13 protein-coding genes are annotated in these 15,539 nt (G+C 69.1%); 6 read left to right on the forward strand and 7 right to left on the reverse strand.

The features are described from left to right. Positions 1–180: 180 nt before the first annotated feature. The 3 genes from AT699_RS02035 to AT699_RS02045 all read left to right on the forward strand — a co-directional run bounded on the left by AT699_RS02035 (position 181) and on the right by AT699_RS02045 (position 5,305). Positions 181–2,286, forward strand: a complete 2,106-nt coding sequence (locus AT699_RS02035; protein WP_024067548.1) for a primosomal protein N' — start codon at positions 181–183, stop codon at positions 2,284–2,286. Positions 2,287–2,341: 55 nt separating this feature from the next. Continuing rightward, positions 2,342–4,405, forward strand: a complete 2,064-nt coding sequence (locus tag AT699_RS02040) for a UvrD-helicase domain-containing protein (RefSeq protein ID WP_006386773.1) — start codon at positions 2,342–2,344, stop codon at positions 4,403–4,405. 72 nt (positions 4,406–4,477) lie between these two features. After that, positions 4,478–5,305, forward strand: coding sequence for an AraC family transcriptional regulator (locus AT699_RS02045; protein WP_024067549.1), 828 nt, complete (start codon positions 4,478–4,480; stop codon positions 5,303–5,305). Between the two features lie 24 nt (positions 5,306–5,329). On the opposite strand, the gene AT699_RS02050 is transcribed toward AT699_RS02045, so the two are convergent. Continuing rightward, positions 5,330–6,388, reverse strand: coding sequence for a threonine aldolase family protein (locus AT699_RS02050; protein WP_024067550.1), 1,059 nt, complete (start codon positions 6,386–6,388; stop codon positions 5,330–5,332). A gap of 138 nt (positions 6,389–6,526) precedes the next feature. Here AT699_RS02050 and AT699_RS02055 point away from each other — a divergent pair, with 138 nt between their 5' ends. After that, the gene (locus tag AT699_RS02055) at positions 6,527–7,366 is read left to right on the forward strand and encodes a class II glutamine amidotransferase (protein ID WP_006386776.1); all 840 of its coding nucleotides are present in this window, start codon (positions 6,527–6,529) and stop codon (positions 7,364–7,366) included. On the opposite strand, the gene AT699_RS02060 is transcribed toward AT699_RS02055, so the two are convergent. Beyond that, the gene (locus AT699_RS02060; RefSeq protein ID WP_006386777.1) at positions 7,333–8,169 is read right to left on the reverse strand and encodes an SDR family NAD(P)-dependent oxidoreductase; all 837 of its coding nucleotides are present in this window, start codon (positions 8,167–8,169) and stop codon (positions 7,333–7,335) included. The two genes, AT699_RS02055 and AT699_RS02060, sit on opposite strands and share 34 nt — an antisense overlap. Positions 8,170–8,297: 128 nt before the next feature. Between AT699_RS02060 and AT699_RS02065 the strand changes: the two genes are divergently transcribed. Further along, the gene (locus AT699_RS02065; protein ID WP_024067551.1) at positions 8,298–9,230 is read left to right on the forward strand and encodes a GlxA family transcriptional regulator; all 933 of its coding nucleotides are present in this window, start codon (positions 8,298–8,300) and stop codon (positions 9,228–9,230) included. Positions 9,231–9,259: 29 nt separating this feature from the next. Here AT699_RS02065 and dapD read toward each other — a convergent pair whose 3' ends face one another. Continuing rightward, on the reverse strand, positions 9,260–10,240 hold the full coding sequence (gene dapD, locus AT699_RS02070; RefSeq protein WP_006386779.1) for a 2,3,4,5-tetrahydropyridine-2,6-dicarboxylate N-succinyltransferase: 981 nt from the start codon (positions 10,238–10,240) through the stop codon (positions 9,260–9,262). A gap of 157 nt (positions 10,241–10,397) precedes the next feature. Between dapD and ppk2 the strand changes: the two genes are divergently transcribed. Continuing rightward, positions 10,398–11,318: a polyphosphate kinase 2 gene (gene ppk2 / locus AT699_RS02075; protein ID WP_006386780.1), complete on the forward strand. Its 921-nt coding sequence runs from the start codon at positions 10,398–10,400 to the stop codon at positions 11,316–11,318. Positions 11,319–11,402: 84 nt separating this feature from the next. Here ppk2 and AT699_RS02080 read toward each other — a convergent pair whose 3' ends face one another. The 4 genes from AT699_RS02080 to AT699_RS02095 are packed head-to-tail and all read right to left on the reverse strand — an operon-like array spanning position 11,403 to position 15,465. Beyond that, positions 11,403–12,530, reverse strand: coding sequence for a M20 family metallopeptidase (locus tag AT699_RS02080; RefSeq protein WP_024067552.1), 1,128 nt, complete (start codon positions 12,528–12,530; stop codon positions 11,403–11,405). A gap of 33 nt (positions 12,531–12,563) precedes the next feature. Next, entirely contained in the window at positions 12,564–13,469 is a 906-nt protein-coding gene (locus AT699_RS02085; protein WP_026385153.1) for a prolyl oligopeptidase family serine peptidase, read from the reverse strand. Between the two features lie 5 nt (positions 13,470–13,474). Continuing rightward, positions 13,475–14,485 carry an ABC transporter ATP-binding protein gene (locus AT699_RS02090; protein WP_020925445.1) on the reverse strand — a complete coding sequence of 337 codons (1,011 nt, stop codon included), beginning with the start codon at positions 14,483–14,485 and terminating at the stop codon, positions 13,475–13,477. Then, positions 14,482–15,465, reverse strand: a complete 984-nt coding sequence (locus AT699_RS02095; protein ID WP_006386784.1) for an ABC transporter ATP-binding protein — start codon at positions 15,463–15,465, stop codon at positions 14,482–14,484. Before AT699_RS02095 ends, AT699_RS02090 begins: the two co-directional genes overlap by 4 nt. Positions 15,466–15,539 lie beyond the last annotated feature (74 nt).

Raw genomic sequence — 15,539 nt, forward strand, 5'->3', positions numbered from 1 at the left:
TCTTGCCTTATTCCAATATTTAACGTTGCCCCGGCCTTTTCCCCAAAGTTATCCACAGGCTTCCCCTGGCGTTCTGGAAGGGGTTGAGGCGACAATCCCCTCTGGCCGGCCCGGCCCATTTTCCCGACACCGTTTTCCCGACTTGCGGGCCCGCACCGTCCATGTTCCGTTTTCTCCTCCATGTCTGAAGTCTTCGCGCTGGTCGAATCCACGCCGGCCGCGCCCGCGGCGGTCTGCTGGGTGCGCGTCGCGCTGGACGTGCCCTTGCCCGGCCCATTCGATTACCGCCACCACGAGCCGATCGCCGCCGGCCTGCGGGTGATCGTGCCGTTCGGCCGCCGCAAGCTGATCGGCGTGGTGGTGGACAACCCGGCCGAGCCGTCCTACGAGCCCAGGCAGATCAAGCCGATCGAGGAAGTGCTGCGCGACCTGCCGCCCTTTGACGAAGGCTGGCTGCGCCTGGCGCGCTTTGCCGCCGAGTACTACCAGCGGCCGCTGGGCGAGGTGATGCTGCCGACGCTGCCGCCGCCGCTGCGCAAGCCGACCGCCTACCAGGGCAAGCGCTCGGCCGGCGGCCCGGTGGCGCGGCTGGACGGACGCAAGCGCAAGGCGGTCCGCGACCCGGCCACGGCCGACCAGCCGCCCGAGCTGAACGATGCGCAGCGCCAAGCGGTGGACACCATCGCGGGGCTCGCCAGGTTCAAGCCCGTGCTGTTGTATGGCGTGACTGGCAGCGGCAAGACCGAGGTCTACCTGCGCGCCGCCGAAAAAGTGCTGGCCACGGGCCGCCAGGTGCTGCTGCTGGTGCCGGAAATCAACCTGACGCCGCAGCTGGAAGGCGCGTTGCGCGCCCGGCTGGAAGGCCTGCTGGGGCCGGACGGCCTGGCGGTGCTGCACAGCGGCCTGTCCGATGGCGAACGACTGCAGGCCTGGGCGCGCGCGCAGCGTGGCCAGGCGCGCATGCTGCTGGGCACGCGCATGGCGATCTTCGCGCCCATGAGCGAGCTGGGCCTGATCGTGGTCGACGAAGAGCACGACGCCTCGTACAAGCAGCAGGACGGCCTGCGCTATTCCGCGCGCGACCTGGCGGTGTGGCGCGCCCATGATCTCGACATTCCGGTGGTGCTGGGCTCGGCCACGCCGTCGCTGGAAACCTGGCAGCATGCCGAGCGCGGCCGCTACCTGCGGCTGGCGCTGCCGGCGCGCGCCCGCGCCAGTTCGCTGCCGGCCATGAAGCTGGTCGACACCCGCCGCCTGCAGATGAAGCACGGCATGTCGCCGCAGTTGCTGGAGGCCCTGGGCGAACGGCTGGCGCGCAAGGAACAGTCGCTGATCTTCCTGAACCGCCGCGGTTACGCGCCGGTGCTGCATTGCCAGTCCTGCGGCTGGGTCAGCAATTGCCCGCGCTGCACCGCCTTCACGGTGCTGCACCGCGCCGCCGGCCGCGGCCACCGCCTGCAATGCCACCACTGCGGCTACCAGGCGCCGGTGCCGCATGCCTGCCCCGAATGCGGCGACCAGGACCTGGCGCCGATGGGGCGCGGCACGCAGCGGGTCGAGGAACACCTGGCCGAACTGTTCCCCGAGGCGCGCATCCTGCGCATCGACGCCGACAGCACCCGCAAGAAAGGCAGCGCCGAGGCGTTGTTCGCATCGGTGCATGCGGGCGAGGTCGACATCCTGGTCGGCACGCAGATGGTGTCCAAGGGCCACGACTTCGCGCGGCTCGGGCTGGTCGGCGTGCTCAACCCCGATTCGGCATTGTTCGCGCATGATTTCCGCGCGCCCGAACGCCTGTTCGCCCAGTTGATGCAGGTGGCGGGCCGCGCCGGCCGCCACCAGGGCAACGGCCAGGTCATCATCCAGACCGGCTATCCCGAGCAGCCGGTGTACCAGGCGCTGCTGCGCCACGACTACGCGGGCTTTGCGCGCCATGCGCTGCAAGAGCGCGAAAGCACCGGCCTGCCGCCGTTCGCCTACCAGGCCCTGCTGACGGCCGAGGCGCGCGAGCTGGCGGTGGCGCAGGCTTTCCTGCAACAGGCGCGCGCCCTGCCCGAAGGCGAGTGGGCCGCCGATTTTCCGGGGCTGGACGCGATCATGCTGTACGACCCGGTGCCGTTGCGCGTGGTGCGGGTGGCCAATATCGAGCGCGCCCAGCTGCTGGTGGAGAGCACCAGCCGCCCGGCGTTGCAGGCCTTCCTGGCGTCGTGGTCGCACCACCTGCCGTACCTGGCCAACGAGGCCCGGGTGCGCTGGCAGCTGGAGGTCGACCCGCTGGAAATCTGACCCGCGCGCCGCGCCCGTCCGATTACTCTATGTCGTTCCCCTTTCCCCGAATCCCATGTCCGCACACGAACCCATCGGCCACGGCCTGAACCCCGCGCAGAAAGAGGCGGTGCTGTACCTGGACGGTCCCTGCCTGGTGCTGGCCGGCGCCGGCAGTGGCAAGACGCGCGTCATCACGCAGAAGATCGCCTACCTGCTGCGCGAATGCGGCTACATGGGCCGCAACGTGGTGGCGCTGACCTTCACCAACAAGGCCGCGCGCGAAATGGACGAGCGCGTCAGGACGCTGGTGGACCGCAAGCTGGGCAAGGGCCTGACCATCAGTACCTTCCACTCGCTGGGCGTGAAGCTCCTGCGCGAAGAGGCGCGCAACGCGGGTCTCAAGCCGACGTTCTCGATCCTCGACGCCGATGACGCCATGGCGATCATCCAGGAATTGCTGGCCACCACCGACAAGGGCCGCCTGCGCCACGTGCAGGGCATCATCTCGCTGTGGAAGAACGCGCTGATGGAGCCCGACGATGCCGCGCGTGAAGCCATCACGCCGGGCGACGTCGAGGCAGCCAACGTCTACCGCAGCTACGCCGCCACGCTGGCCGCCTACCAGGCGGTGGACTTCGACGACCTGATCCGCATCCCGGCCATCCTGCTGGCCAACAACGAAGAAGTGCGCACGCGCTGGCAGAACCGCGTGCGCTACCTGCTGGTCGACGAGTACCAGGACACCAACGTCTGCCAGTACCGCCTGGTGCAGCTGTTGACCGGCCCGCGCGCCATGTTCACCGCGGTGGGAGACGATGACCAGGCCATCTACGCCTGGCGCGGCGCCACCATCGAGAACCTGGCCAAGCTGACCACCGACTATCCGAACCTCAAGCTCATCAAGCTGGAGCAGAACTACCGTTCGGTGCAGCGCATCCTGGCCGCGGCCAACCAGGTGATCGAGAAGAACCCCAAGCTGTTCGAGAAGAAGCTGTGGTCGGACCTGGGCGTGGGCGAGCCGATCCTGGTGTCGGCGATGGACGGCGAGGAACACGAGGCCGAGTCCATCGCCATGAAAATCTCGGCCTCGCGCTTCGAGCGCCAGGCGCAGTGGAAGGACTTCGCCATCCTGTATCGCGGCAACCACCAGTCGCGCATCCTGGAGCAGGCGCTGCGCAACCTGAAGATCCCGTACACGATCGCGGGCGGCCAGAGCTTTTTCGACAAGGCCGAGGTGCGCGACATCCTGGCCTATCTGCGGCTGCTGGCCAACGACGAGGACGATCCGGCCTTCATCCGCGCCGCCACCACGCCCAAGCGCGGCATCGGCCAGGCCACGCTGCAGACGCTGGGCCAGTATGCCGCCAGCCGCGAGCTGTCGCTGCTGGCGGCGGTCGACGAGACCGGGCTGGAAAGCCTGCTGGCGCCGCGCCAGCTCGAACCGCTGCGCACCTTCACCGAATTCATCCGCCGCATGCAGTGGCGCGCCGGCCGTGGCGCCACCGCCGGCGCCGATGGCGCGCCGGCCGAACCCGCCGGCGTGATCCTGGACGACCTGGTGCAGGCGATCCAGTACGAACGCCATCTGTTCGAACTGTTCGATGAGCGGCCGGCGCAGACCCGCTGGCAGAACGTGCTGGAACTGACCGGTTGGCTCAAGCGCAAGGCCGAAGAGGACAACATGTCGCTGTTCGAGCTGGTGCAGCACGTGGCGCTGGTGACCATGCTCGAGCGGGGCGAGGAAGAGGAACCGGACGCGGTCAAGATGTCGACGCTGCATGCCTCCAAGGGCCTGGAGTATCCGCACGTGTACCTGGCGGGCGTCGAAGAAGGCCTGCTGCCGCACCTGGGCAAGGACGACGAAGTCGGCGACCCGGCGCGCGCCGCCGAGAACCTGGCCACCCGCATCCAGGAAGAACGGCGGCTGATGTACGTCGGCATCACCCGCGCCCAGCGCAGCCTGAACCTGAGCTGGTGCAAGCGCCGGCGCCGGGCGCGCGAGGACCTGGTGCGCGAGCCCTCGCGTTTCATCGAGGAAATGGGCCTGGACGCCCCGGGCATCCAGGAAGACGAGGCCACCGCCGCCATGAATCCCAAGGAGCGCATGGCCATGCTCAAGGCCTTGCTGAAGAAATAGCGCCGCAATAAATTACATGACGGGAGGCGCGTCCAGGACCTATACCTGCCGCTTTGCATCATGGCGCCAACGATGAAGGACGATGTGCGTTACCAAGCGGTGTCCGGCACGCCCGGCCTGGTGCTGGGCGTGGCGCGCCTGGTCGACTTCCAGTTTGACCGGCACTACCACGTCGACTATCACGTCGGCCTGGTGACCCAGGGCGTGCAGCGCCAGACCTTCCGTGGCCGCAGCACGCTGCTGGGGCCGGGCGGTATCGCCCTGATGCCTCCCGGCGAGGTGCATGACGGTGCTGGCGTGGCCGACTATGGCCAGTCGTATACCCTGAAGACCTTCCGCATCGCGCCCGAGTTGATGCGCGATTTCATCGCCGAGGTATCGGGCGGCGCGCCGGACGAACGCTTCCTGGGCACCCTGATCGAGGATCGCGCGCTGGCGGCCCGCTTCGTGGCGCTGCACGCATCCTGGATGGCGGACGCGGCCGCCGGACCGCTGGCGCACGAGGCCGCGTCGCTGGCGTTGATGGGCGCGCTGTTCGCGCGCACCGGCACGGTGGCGCCGCAGGCGGTGCGCGGCGGCCTGTCGCCCGCGCACCAGCGGACGGTGCTGGACTACTGCCAGGGCCATCTGGGCGACAAGATCGGGCTGGAAGACCTGGCCCGGCTGTGCGGGCTGAGCCGCTACCAGTTCCTGCGCCGCTTCGCGCTGTCGGTGGGCCTGACGCCGCACGCCTGGCTGACGCGGTTGCGCCTGGAACGGGCCTGCGCCGCGCTGGCGCGCGCGCCAGCCACGATCGCGCAGGTCGCGGCCGATGTCGGCTTCTACGACCAAAGCCATTTCAATCGGGCCTTCCGCGCCGCCTACGGGGTGCCTCCCTCGGCCTACCGGCGCGCGGCTTGAGCGGGGCGCAGCCCCGGGGAATTCCTACCGCGCCAGCGCCCGCAATGCCGCCAGGAAATGATCGACATCCTGCTCGCGGGTGCTGAACGAGGTGACCAGCCGCGCCACGCCCGGGCCCCAGCGGTCATGGTAGAAGCGAAAGCCCTGCGCCAGCAGGCCGTCGATGGCCGCGGCCGGCAACTGGCAGAACAGGATGTTGGCCTGGACAGGTCCCTGCAAGGCCACGCCGGGCAGGCCGTCCATGCCGGCCGCCAACCGCGCCGCCATGGCGTTGGCCTGGCGCGCATTGTCCAGCCACAGGTCGTCCGCCAGATACGCTTCCATCTGCGCCGACAGCAGCCGCATCTTCGAGAACAGGTGGCCGCCGCGCTTGCGCCGGTAGGCCAGTTCCGTGGCGCGCCCCGGCTCGAACAGCACGATGGCCTCGGCGCCCAGCACGCCGTTCTTGGTGGCGCCGAACGACAGCGCCGCGACGCCTGCCTTCCAGGTCATTTCCGCGGGCGTGCAGCCCAGGCTGACCAGCGCATTGGCGAAGCGCGCGCCATCCATGTGCAGGGGCAGCCCGGCGCCGCGGCAGATGGCGCCGATGGCCTGGATCTCGTCCAGCGAGTAGACGCTGCCGGTCTCGGTGGCCTGGGTGATGCTGACGCAGGCGGGCGGCATCGAATGCACGTCGCCGGCCTTGCGGTGCGCTTCATGCGCCAGCTGCCCGGGGTCGAGCTTGGAGGCGGCGCCATCGAGCAGCGCCAGGCGCGCGCCGCCGCTGTAGAACTGGGGCGCGCCGCATTCATCGTTGGCGATGTGGCTGTGCGCATGGCACAGCACGCTGCCCCAGGGCGGCGTCAGCGCCGCCAGCGACAGCGAATTGGCGGCGGTGCCGGTGGGCACCAGCAGCACGTCGACCTCGTGCTCGAAGATCTCGGCCAGGCGGCGTTCGACCCGCAGGGTGATGTCGTCGGCGCCGTAGGCGGGGGCCTGTCCCTCATTGGCGTGCAGCAGCGCGGCCAGTATCTGCGGGCTGGCGCCGGCGGTGTTGTCACTGGCGAAGCCCAGCTGTGGCGAAGATGAGGCGGGGGTGTCCAAGGCGGATGCTCCGGCGATACAGACAAGCCTCGGACTATGCCCGGCCCGGACGGCGCCGACTTGTAGAAAATTGCGCCCCGCTCCTACACTGGGACCGGCCCGCCGCCACTGGCCGGGCCGGTTTCCAAGGAGCGCATCATGTGCCGCTGGCTGGCTTATACCGGGAGTCCCCTGCAAATGGAGAGCGTGCTGTTCAAGGCCACGCACTCGCTGATCGACCAGAGCCTGCATGCGCGCATGGGCGCCACCACCACCAACGGCGACGGTTTCGGCCTGGGCTGGTACGGCCGGCCGCCCGAACCGCCGTTCCGCTACCGCAGCGTGCATCCGGCCTGGAACGACCGCAACCTGCGCGAGGCGGCGCGCGCCATCCATTCGCCGCTGTTCGTGGCCCACATCCGCGCCGCCACCGACACGCCGGCGCAGGAAACCAATTGCCATCCGTTCCGCCATGGCAACTGGCTGTTCGTGCACAACGGCGTGATCCGCGACTATCCGCTGCTGCGGCGCGATCTGATGCTGATGATCGCGCCCGCGTATTTCGGTTCATTGGAGGGGTCGACCGATTCCGAGGTGATGTTCCTGCTGGCGCTGACCTTCGGCCTGGAAGAAGATCCGCTGCCGGCGCTGGCGCGCATGGTGGGGGCGGTCGAGGAAACCGGCCGGCGCCACGGCGTGGCGCGGCCGATCAACATGACGGTCTGCGCCCTGGACGGCGAGCGCCTGATCGCGGTGCGCTATTCCAGCGAGCGCGATTCGCGCACGCTGTTCCACAACACCTGCGTGCGGCACCTGCGCGAACTCTATCCCGACGATCCGAAGGTCGCGGCGCTGGACGACGACGCCTTCCTGCTGCTGTCCGAGCCGCTGAGCGAGATGCCGGGCGCCTGGGAAGAGGTGCCCGAATCCACCGCCATCATCGCCGGCCGCGGCCGGGTGGATCACTATCCGTTCGTGCCGGTGCCGCCGGGCGCCTGAAGCCCGTAGCGTGGCGCTGGCGTGTTGCGTGACAGCTCCGGCCCCAGGGCCTGGCGCGCGGCTTCCAGGCGTTCCAGCAGGGCCGGATCGGTCAGCGAAGGAATGGTGATGAACTCACCTTGGTCCAGGCCCGCCAGGGCGCTGCGCACCATGTCGTCCGCGCTCATCACGATGGCGGCCGGCAACTCGCTGGCCGGCCTGCCTGCCAGGTCCCAGAACTCGGTGCCGGTGGCGCCGGGCAGCACCGCCTGGACGCGCAGGCCCTTGTCCGCCAGTTCGTGGCGCAGCGACTGCGAGTAGGCCAGCACATAGGCCTTGCTGGCGCCGTAGACGCCGTTCAGCAGCTCGGGGTGCAGACCGACGATCGACGCAATGTTGATGATGGTGCCGCCACCGCGCGCCACGAAGGCGGGCGCCGCGGCCATGGTCAGGTGGGTGAGGGCGCTGATGTTCAGGTCGATCATGGCCTGCATCTGGCCGGGCTCGGATTGCAGCAGCGGCGCCACCGCGCCGATGCCGGCGTTGTTCACCAGCAGGGTCAGCGTGTCGTCCTCGCGCAGCGCCTGCGCCACGCGTTGCACGCCGTCGGCCCGGGACAGGTCGGCCGGCAGCACGCGCACGTCGCGGCCGGTCTCGGCGCGCAGGCGCGCGGCCAGGGTTTCCAGGCGTTCGACGTTGCGCGCCACCAGCGTCAGATCGTGGCCGCGCAGGGCCAGATGATGGGCGTAGCGCGCGCCGATGCCGGATGAGGCGCCGGTGACCAGGGCGCGGCCGGGAATGTTGCCAAGCGGGGTGTTGCTCATGAGATGTGCTCCGAAAAGAGGGACGGCGGGTTGTGCCGGTACGCTTGCAGAGTAGAGTCGGGATGGAATATCCTCAATGACATAGAAACGTCTTTTTCGGACATACGGCAAGAACGGACGGCGCCGCCATGAAAACCATCGCGATCCTGTTGCACCCTGGGTTCCAGCTCATGAGCCTGGCGGCCAGCGCCGTCTTCGAGATGGCCAACCGGCAGACCGGCGAGCCGGCCTATCGGGTCGTCCTGGTGTCCGAGCATGGCGGCCCCGTGGCCAGTTCGCTGGGGTTCGCACAGGACACCATCGGGCTGGGGCGACGCACCTTCGACACCTTGATCGTCGCAGGCGACAACACTGCCGAAGGCGCTTCCGACAGCCTGTTGCGCGCGCTGCGCGGCGCCAGCCGGCGGGTGCGCCGCTGCGCCTCGATGTGCACCGGCGCATTCGTGCTGGCGCAGGCCGGCCTGCTCGATGGCCGGCGCGCCACCACCCACTGGTTCTATGCGCGCCGCCTGCAACGCGAGCACCCGCGCGTCAAGGTGGACGAGGACCGCATTTTCGTGGCCGACGGCCCGATCTGGACGTCAGCGGGCATGAGCGCGGGCATCGACCTGGCGCTGGCCATGGTGGAAGCGGACCTGGAGGCGGAAATGGCGCGCGCCGTGGCGCGCAAGCTGGTGCTGACGCAACGCCGCGCGGGCGGGCAGTCGCAGTATTCGGCGTTGCTGGAGCTGGATGCCAAGTCCGACCGGGTGCAGACGGCGCTGGCCTACGCCAAGGCCAACCTGAAGGCGGAATTGTCGGTGGAGGAACTGGCCCGCGCCGCGCACCTGAGCCCGCGCCAGTTCAGCCGTGTGTTCCGCCAGGAAACGGGCCAGTCGCCGGCCAAGGCGGTGGAGCACCTGCGGCTGGAAGCGGCGCAGGACATGATGCAGTCCGGCCGCCACGCGGCCGAGGTGGTGGCGCGCGAAACCGGCTTTGGCGACCGCGACCGCATGCGCAAGGCTTTTCTGCGCGCGTTCGGCCAGTCGCCGCAGGCGATGCGGCGGTTGCTGCACGCCTGACGACGGCGCCGCGCCGCGGGCCCGCCCGATCAGTGCCCCGTGTGCAGCGCCGGGTTCAAGGTGCCCCAGGCCGCCGTGCGCACCAGCGTCTCGACCGCGCCGGTCTGCGAGTTGCGGCGGAACAGCAGCCCGTGCTGGCCGGCCAGCTCCACGGCCTTCACCACCGCGCCTTCCGGCGTCAGCACGCGCGTGCCGGCGGTGATGTAGCAGCCGGCCTCAACCACGCAGTCGTCGCCCAGCGAAATGCCGATGCCGGAGTTGGCGCCCAGCAGGCAGCGCTTGCCGATCGCCACGACCTGTTTGCCGCCGCCGGACATGGTGCCCATGATGGAGGCGCCGCCGCCGATGTCGGTGCCGTCGTCGACGATGACGCCGGCGCTGATGCGGCCCTCGACCATCGACGCGCCCAGGGTGCCGGCGTTGAAGTTGCAGAAGCCTTCGTGCAGCACGGTGGTGCCGGCCGCCAGGTGCGCGCCGAGCCGCACGCGGGCGGTGTCGGCGATGCGCACGCCGGCGGGCACGACGTAGTCGGTCATGCGCGGGATCTTGTCGACGCCGCGAATCTCCAGGACCTGCCCGGTGGCGCGCAGTTGCCAGCGCAGCGCCTCGACCTGGTCGACGGCGCACGGCCCGGCCGAAGTCCACGCGACGTTGGCGAGCACGTTGAACAGCCCGTCCAGGTTGACGCCATGCGGCCGGACCAGCCGATGGCTGAGCAGGTGCAGCCGCAGGTAGGCGTCATGCGCGTCGGCGGGCGGGGCGTCGAGCGAGGCGATGGCGGTGCGCACGGCGACGATGTCGACCTTGCGCCGCGTGTCGCGCCCGAGCGAGGTGGGCACGTACTCGCCCAGCGCCGCGCGGGCTTCCTCCGGCGTCAGGTGCCGGGTTCCGCCCGCCGGCGTGTGGTCGGCCAGGGACGGGCGCGGATACCAGGTGTCCAGGATGGCGCCGTCGGCGGCGATCGTGGCCAGGCCGTAGGCGATGGCGCTGCTTGCGGGGTTTTCTTGCATGGCGTGTTTTTCTGCTGGGCCTCTCTCGGCGAACATTTTAGGGCCAGTTGACCGCGGGCAGGGGCCTTGATCGCCTGTCACATTCGCCAGCCACCCTAGCGCAGATCCGGGCGCACGGCGCGTGCGCCGACGACTGAAACGACAATGGGAGGCCGCCATGGAGAATGGGCTCGAACGCGATACGGATGCGTTGCAGCGCCAAATGCGCCTGCAGGAAGACCTGATCGATAGCCTGGACGAAGAGCTGGAGATGGAACTGGACGACTGGCGGGTGGGCAATGGCGCCGCCGGCGGCGACAGCTGGCACGCGCAGCGGCGGCTGTACTTTCGCGAGCTGTTGCGGCTGCAGGGCGAGCTGGTCAAGCTGCAGGATTGGGTGATGCATGGCGGCCACCGCCTGGTGGTGCTGTTCGAAGGGCGCGACGCGGCCGGCAAGGGCGGCGTCATCAAGCGCATCACGCAGCGCCTGAACCCCCGGGTGTGCCGGGTGGCCGCGCTGCCCGCGCCGACCTCGCGCGAACGCACGCAATGGTATTTCCAGCGCTATGCCGCGCACCTGCCCGCCGCCGGCGAGATCGTCCTGTTCGACCGCAGCTGGTACAACCGGGCCGGGGTGGAGCGCGTGATGGGGTTCTGCAGCGATGCCGAGTACGAGGAATTCTTCCGTTCGGTGCCCGAATTCGAGAAGATGCTGGTGCGCAGCGGGATCCAGATCATCAAGTACTGGTTCTCGGTGTCGGACAATGAACAGGAATCGCGCTTCCAGAGCCGTATCGACGATCCGCTCAAGCAATGGAAGCTCAGCCCGATGGACCTTGAAAGCCGGCGCCGCTGGGAGGCCTACACGCAGGCCAAGGAAGTCATGCTGGAGCGCTCGCACATTCCGGAATCGCCCTGGTGGGTAGTGCGCGCCGACGACAAGAAGAAGGCGCGGCTGAACTGCATCAGCCACCTGCTGGAACAGGTGCCCTACCAGGCGGTGTCACATGCCGACGTGGTGCTGCCCGAACGCGTCCATCACGAGGACTACCTGCGCCATCCGGTGCCCGAAGAGATGTTCGTGCCGGAGAAGTACTAGGCGGGCGCCGCCCGCGCTGCGCACCGCGCGGGCGCGTGATGCGGGCGGGCCGTGGCCACGGCCCGCCGCTTCATCGGACCGGCGTTACGCCAGTTCCTTCAACAGCAGCTCCCAGAACTTCAGGCGCTGTTCCAGCGTCGATACCAGGATGTACTCGTTCAGCGTGTGCGCGCCGTCGCCATCGGCGCCCAGGCCGTCCAGCGTCGGAATCCCCAAGGCCGAAGTGAAGTTGGCGTCGCTGCCGCCGCCGGTCATCGGCGCGTCTTCCAGCAGGAAACCGGCGCGTTCCGCGTAGCCCTGCACCAGCGCCAGCAGCGCGGCGGCTTCCTCGGTCTTCACCATCGGCGGGCGGTTCAGTTCCACGTCGATGTCCAGTTCCACGTCCGGGCCCACCGCGCACAGCTCGCGCATGCGGCGCAGCACGTCTTCGGCCGCGCCCATGTCGGGCACGCGGAAGTCTACCACGCAGCGGCACAGCGCCGGCACGGTGTTGGTCACGGTGCCGCCGGCGATGGTGCCCACGCTCACGGTGATGCCGCGCTCGTAGTCCGTCATCGCTTCCAGCGCCAGCACCTGGTGCGCCATTTCGCGGATCGCGCTGCGGCCCTTCTCGTGCTGCATGCCGGCGTGGGCCGGGCGGCCCTTGACGTTCAGGTTCAGCATGCCGGTGCCCTTGCGCGCGGTGACGCACTTGCCGCCGTTCGGGCGGGCCGGTTCGCATACCAGCGCGTACTTGGCGTTGGCGGCGAAACGCTCGATGTGCGCGCGCGATGCGTGGCTGCCGGTTTCCTCGTCGGGCACCACCAGGAAGTCCACCGGCAGTTGCGTCGCGCCGGGGCGGGCGACCCCGGCCAGGGCGGTCAGCGCCAGGTAGATGCCGGCCTTCATGTCATAGCTGCCGGGGCCGTAGAGGCGGTCGCCGTCGATGCGCACCGGGTTCTCCAGCAGCGTGCCGACCGGGTGCACCGTGTCCATGTGCGCCAGGATCAGGATGCCGGGGCGGGTGTCGCCAGCGGCGCGGTTGGTGGCGTACAGCAGCGGGCCGGTGGCGGGGCCGAGCGACGACAGTTCCACCGTCAGGCCGGCCGCGGCGGCGTAGTCGGCGATGATGCGGGCCATGGCGGCGATGCCGTCGGGGAAGTTCGAGGGCGATTCGCATTGCAGCCAGCTCTGGATGCCGGCGACGAGTTGTTCAGTGCGGGAAGTGGACATGGCGATTCTGCTAGCGGGAATGAAAGGGAACGTTCAAGCGACCTGCTGGCCGGCCAGGCGCGCCAGCTCGGCGTCGCTCGGCATGCCGCCCTCGAACCACAGGCTGGCGCAGACCGCGGACATGGCGCGGCCGTCGTGGCCGATGCCGGGCACCACCTGCAGCGTCCAGTTGAACGGCACGCCGCGGCGCTCGGCTTCCTTGCGGCCGGCCTCGAAGTAGTTGTGGGCGCGGGCGAAGCGGTGCGGGCCTTGGCGCATGGCGGCCGGTTCCGACGGCAGGTTGGGGTCGTCGGTGGCGATGTCCTGGTCGCCGGCCAGGATGGTCATCGGATAGGCCAGCAGCTTGACCAGGTGGTCTTCGGTCAGGCCGACGCCGTCCATGCCTTCGGGGAACGGATAATCGAATGTCGGCAGGGTGTACCAGCCGGGGTTGCCCGCGGTCACCGCCTTGAACGGCGCGTGCGACTGGCTGCTCATCAGGCGGTGCACGAACTGGCCGCCGGCCGAGTGGCCGAACAGGTAGACGTTCTCGCCATCGGTGATCTCGGCCGCGATCATGTCGCGGATCACGTTGCCGACCAGCGCATAGGTCCAGCCGTCGATGTGGCGCGGGTTGCCGCCGGCCGAGAACACGCGGCCGTTGTTGTAGCTTTCCACGCCCGGCCAGATCTCGTTGGAGAAGGTCAGCGCCACGATCAGCAGCTTGTGCTTGTCGGCGGCCTCGACCCAGAAGTCGCGGTATTCGTCGCCGTTGCGCAGCACGCCGTGCTGCACGATCACCACCGGGCGGTCCGGGGTGTAGCCGTAGGGGCGGTAGGTCTGCAGCTTGAACGGGCGATCGGAATTGCGATCCTCGTCGATATAGGTGATGGCGTTGCGGCCGGCATGGCCCATTTCGATGGCGATGCGGTCCACGTTGGACATGTCAGAGGGTTTCATGGCGTTCAGGCGGTGGCTTCGTTCAGGTGGCAGGCCGACCAGTGGCCCGGAGAGATTTCCTTCAGCGTCGGCGCCTGCTCGCGGCAGCGCGGCATGGCGTGCGGGCAGCGCGGGTTGAAGGTACAGCCCGACGGCGGGTTCAGCGGCGACGGGATCTCGCCCTTGATCGGCGTGAACTTGCGGCCGCGGCGGGCCACGTCCGGCACCTCGGCCATCAGGGCCTGGGTGTACGGATGGTTGGCGCGCGCGAAGATCTCGGCCGAGGTCGAGATCTCGACGATCTTGCCCAGGTACATGATAGCCACGCGATCCGAGATGTGGCGCACCACGCCCAGGTCGTGGCTGATGAAGAGGTAGGTGAAACCGTGCTGCTCGCGCAGGTCCATGAATAGGTTGATCACCTGCGCCTGGATCGACACGTCCAGCGCCGCCACCGGTTCGTCGCACACCAGGAACTTGGGCGCCACCATCAGCGCGCGGGCGATGCCGATGCGCTGGCGCTGGCCGCCCGAAATCTGGTGCGGGAAGCGATCGCGGTATTCCGTGTCCAGGCCCACTTCCTTCAGGGCCTGGTCGATGCGCGCGGGAATCTCGGCCGGCGGCGCCAGCTTGTGCACCTTGAGCGATTCGCCCAGGATCTGGCGCAGGCGCTGGCGCGGATTGAGCGAGGCCTGCGGATCCTGGAAGATCATCTGCACGCCCAGCGTGTAGGCCAGCTTGTCGGCGCCGCGCAGGCGGCGGGCGTCCTGGCCCTGGTAGAGCAGGTCGCCTTCGGTCTGGCGGTGCAGGCCGGCGACGACGCGGCCCAGGGTGGACTTGCCGCAGCCGGACTCGCCCACCAGGCCGACGACTTCGCCGCGGCCGATGCGCAGGTCGACGCCGTTGACGGCATACACGGTGCGGCGGTCGATCGGGCGGCCGCCCAGGGCCAGGATGCGCTGGGCCAGGTCGGGACGCTGTTCGAAGCGCTTGTGGACGTTCCTGAGCTCGATGACAGGGGTATCGGCTTGACTCATGCTTGCTCGGCCTCGCGGGCGATCGGGACGTAACAGCGATAGCTGCGCGAACCTTCGGTGGTAACGGTGGGGGCTTGCTCGGTGCAGCGCGTGACCGCGTGGGTGCAGCGCGGCCGGAAGGCACAGCCCGACGGGCGGCCGGCCAGGCTGGGCGCCATGCCGTTGATCTGGTGCAGGCGCGCGCCCGGCGTGGTGGCGCCAGGCATCGAGTCCAGCAGGCCGCGGGTATAAGGATGGCGCGGCGCGTCCAGCACCTGTTCGACCGGGCCGCTCTCGACGATGCGGCCGGCGTACATGACCGCGACTCGGTCGGCCAGCTCGGCCACCACGCCCAGGTCGTGGGTGATCCAGATCAGCGCCGTATTGTGCTCGCGGCAGATCTCCTGCATGCGGTACAGGATCTGGCCCTGGATGGTCACGTCCAGCGCCGTGGTCGGTTCGTCGCAGATGATCAGGTCGGGCTTGTTGAGCATGGCGATGGCGATCGCCACGCGCTGGCGCATGCCGCCCGAGAATTCGTGCGGGTAGCTCTTCAGGCGCTTTTCCGGCGACGGAATGCCGACCATGGCCAGCGCCTCGCGGCAGCGCTCCAGCGCTTCGGCGCGCGGCACGTCCTCGTGCGTCAGGATGGCCTCCATCATCTGCTCGCCGATGCGCAGCACCGGATTGAGCGTCATCAGCGGGTCCTGGAAGATCATGGCGATGCGGTTGCCGCGCAACTGGCGCATCTGCTCTTCGGAGAGCTTGCGTAGGTCGTTGCCCTTGAACTTCACTTCGCCGTCGACGACTTCCCCGGGCGGATCGATCAGCCCCAGCAGTGAAAAGCCGGTGACCGACTTGCCCGAGCCGGACTCGCCGACCAGGCCCACGATCTCGCCGCGGCGCACGGTCAGGTCGACGCCGTCGACCGCCAGCCAGGCGCCGGCCTCGGTATGGAATGCGGTGCGCAGGCCGCGCACTTCTAGAAGCGTGTCATTCATATCATTTGTCCATTGCGCCAGCCGCCAAGCATGCGGAGGCCTTGCCCAATCGGGATGCCGCGGAGCCGGCTCCG

The organism is Achromobacter xylosoxidans (assembly GCF_001457475.1).
Classification (GTDB): domain Bacteria; phylum Pseudomonadota; class Gammaproteobacteria; order Burkholderiales; family Burkholderiaceae_B; genus Achromobacter; species Achromobacter xylosoxidans.

Coding starts and splice junctions, on each gene's coding strand:
- AT699_RS02060 (WP_006386777.1), bottom strand. CDS start 8,169: ATGAGCAACACCCCGCTTGGCAACATTCCCGGCCGCGCCCTGGTCACC.
- AT699_RS02090 (WP_020925445.1), bottom strand. CDS start 14,485: ATGAGTCAAGCCGATACCCCTGTCATCGAGCTCAGGAACGTCCACAAG.
- AT699_RS02085 (WP_026385153.1), bottom strand. CDS start 13,469: ATGAAACCCTCTGACATGTCCAACGTGGACCGCATCGCCATCGAAATG.
- AT699_RS02065 (WP_024067551.1), top strand. CDS start 8,298: ATGAAAACCATCGCGATCCTGTTGCACCCTGGGTTCCAGCTCATGAGC.
- AT699_RS02095 (WP_006386784.1), bottom strand. CDS start 15,465: ATGAATGACACGCTTCTAGAAGTGCGCGGCCTGCGCACCGCATTCCAT.
- ppk2 (WP_006386780.1), top strand. CDS start 10,398: ATGGAGAATGGGCTCGAACGCGATACGGATGCGTTGCAGCGCCAAATG.
- AT699_RS02080 (WP_024067552.1), bottom strand. CDS start 12,530: ATGTCCACTTCCCGCACTGAACAACTCGTCGCCGGCATCCAGAGCTGG.
- AT699_RS02055 (WP_006386776.1), top strand. CDS start 6,527: ATGTGCCGCTGGCTGGCTTATACCGGGAGTCCCCTGCAAATGGAGAGC.
- AT699_RS02040 (WP_006386773.1), top strand. CDS start 2,342: ATGTCCGCACACGAACCCATCGGCCACGGCCTGAACCCCGCGCAGAAA.
- AT699_RS02035 (WP_024067548.1), top strand. CDS start 181: ATGTCTGAAGTCTTCGCGCTGGTCGAATCCACGCCGGCCGCGCCCGCG.
- AT699_RS02045 (WP_024067549.1), top strand. CDS start 4,478: ATGAAGGACGATGTGCGTTACCAAGCGGTGTCCGGCACGCCCGGCCTG.
- dapD (WP_006386779.1), bottom strand. CDS start 10,240: ATGCAAGAAAACCCCGCAAGCAGCGCCATCGCCTACGGCCTGGCCACG.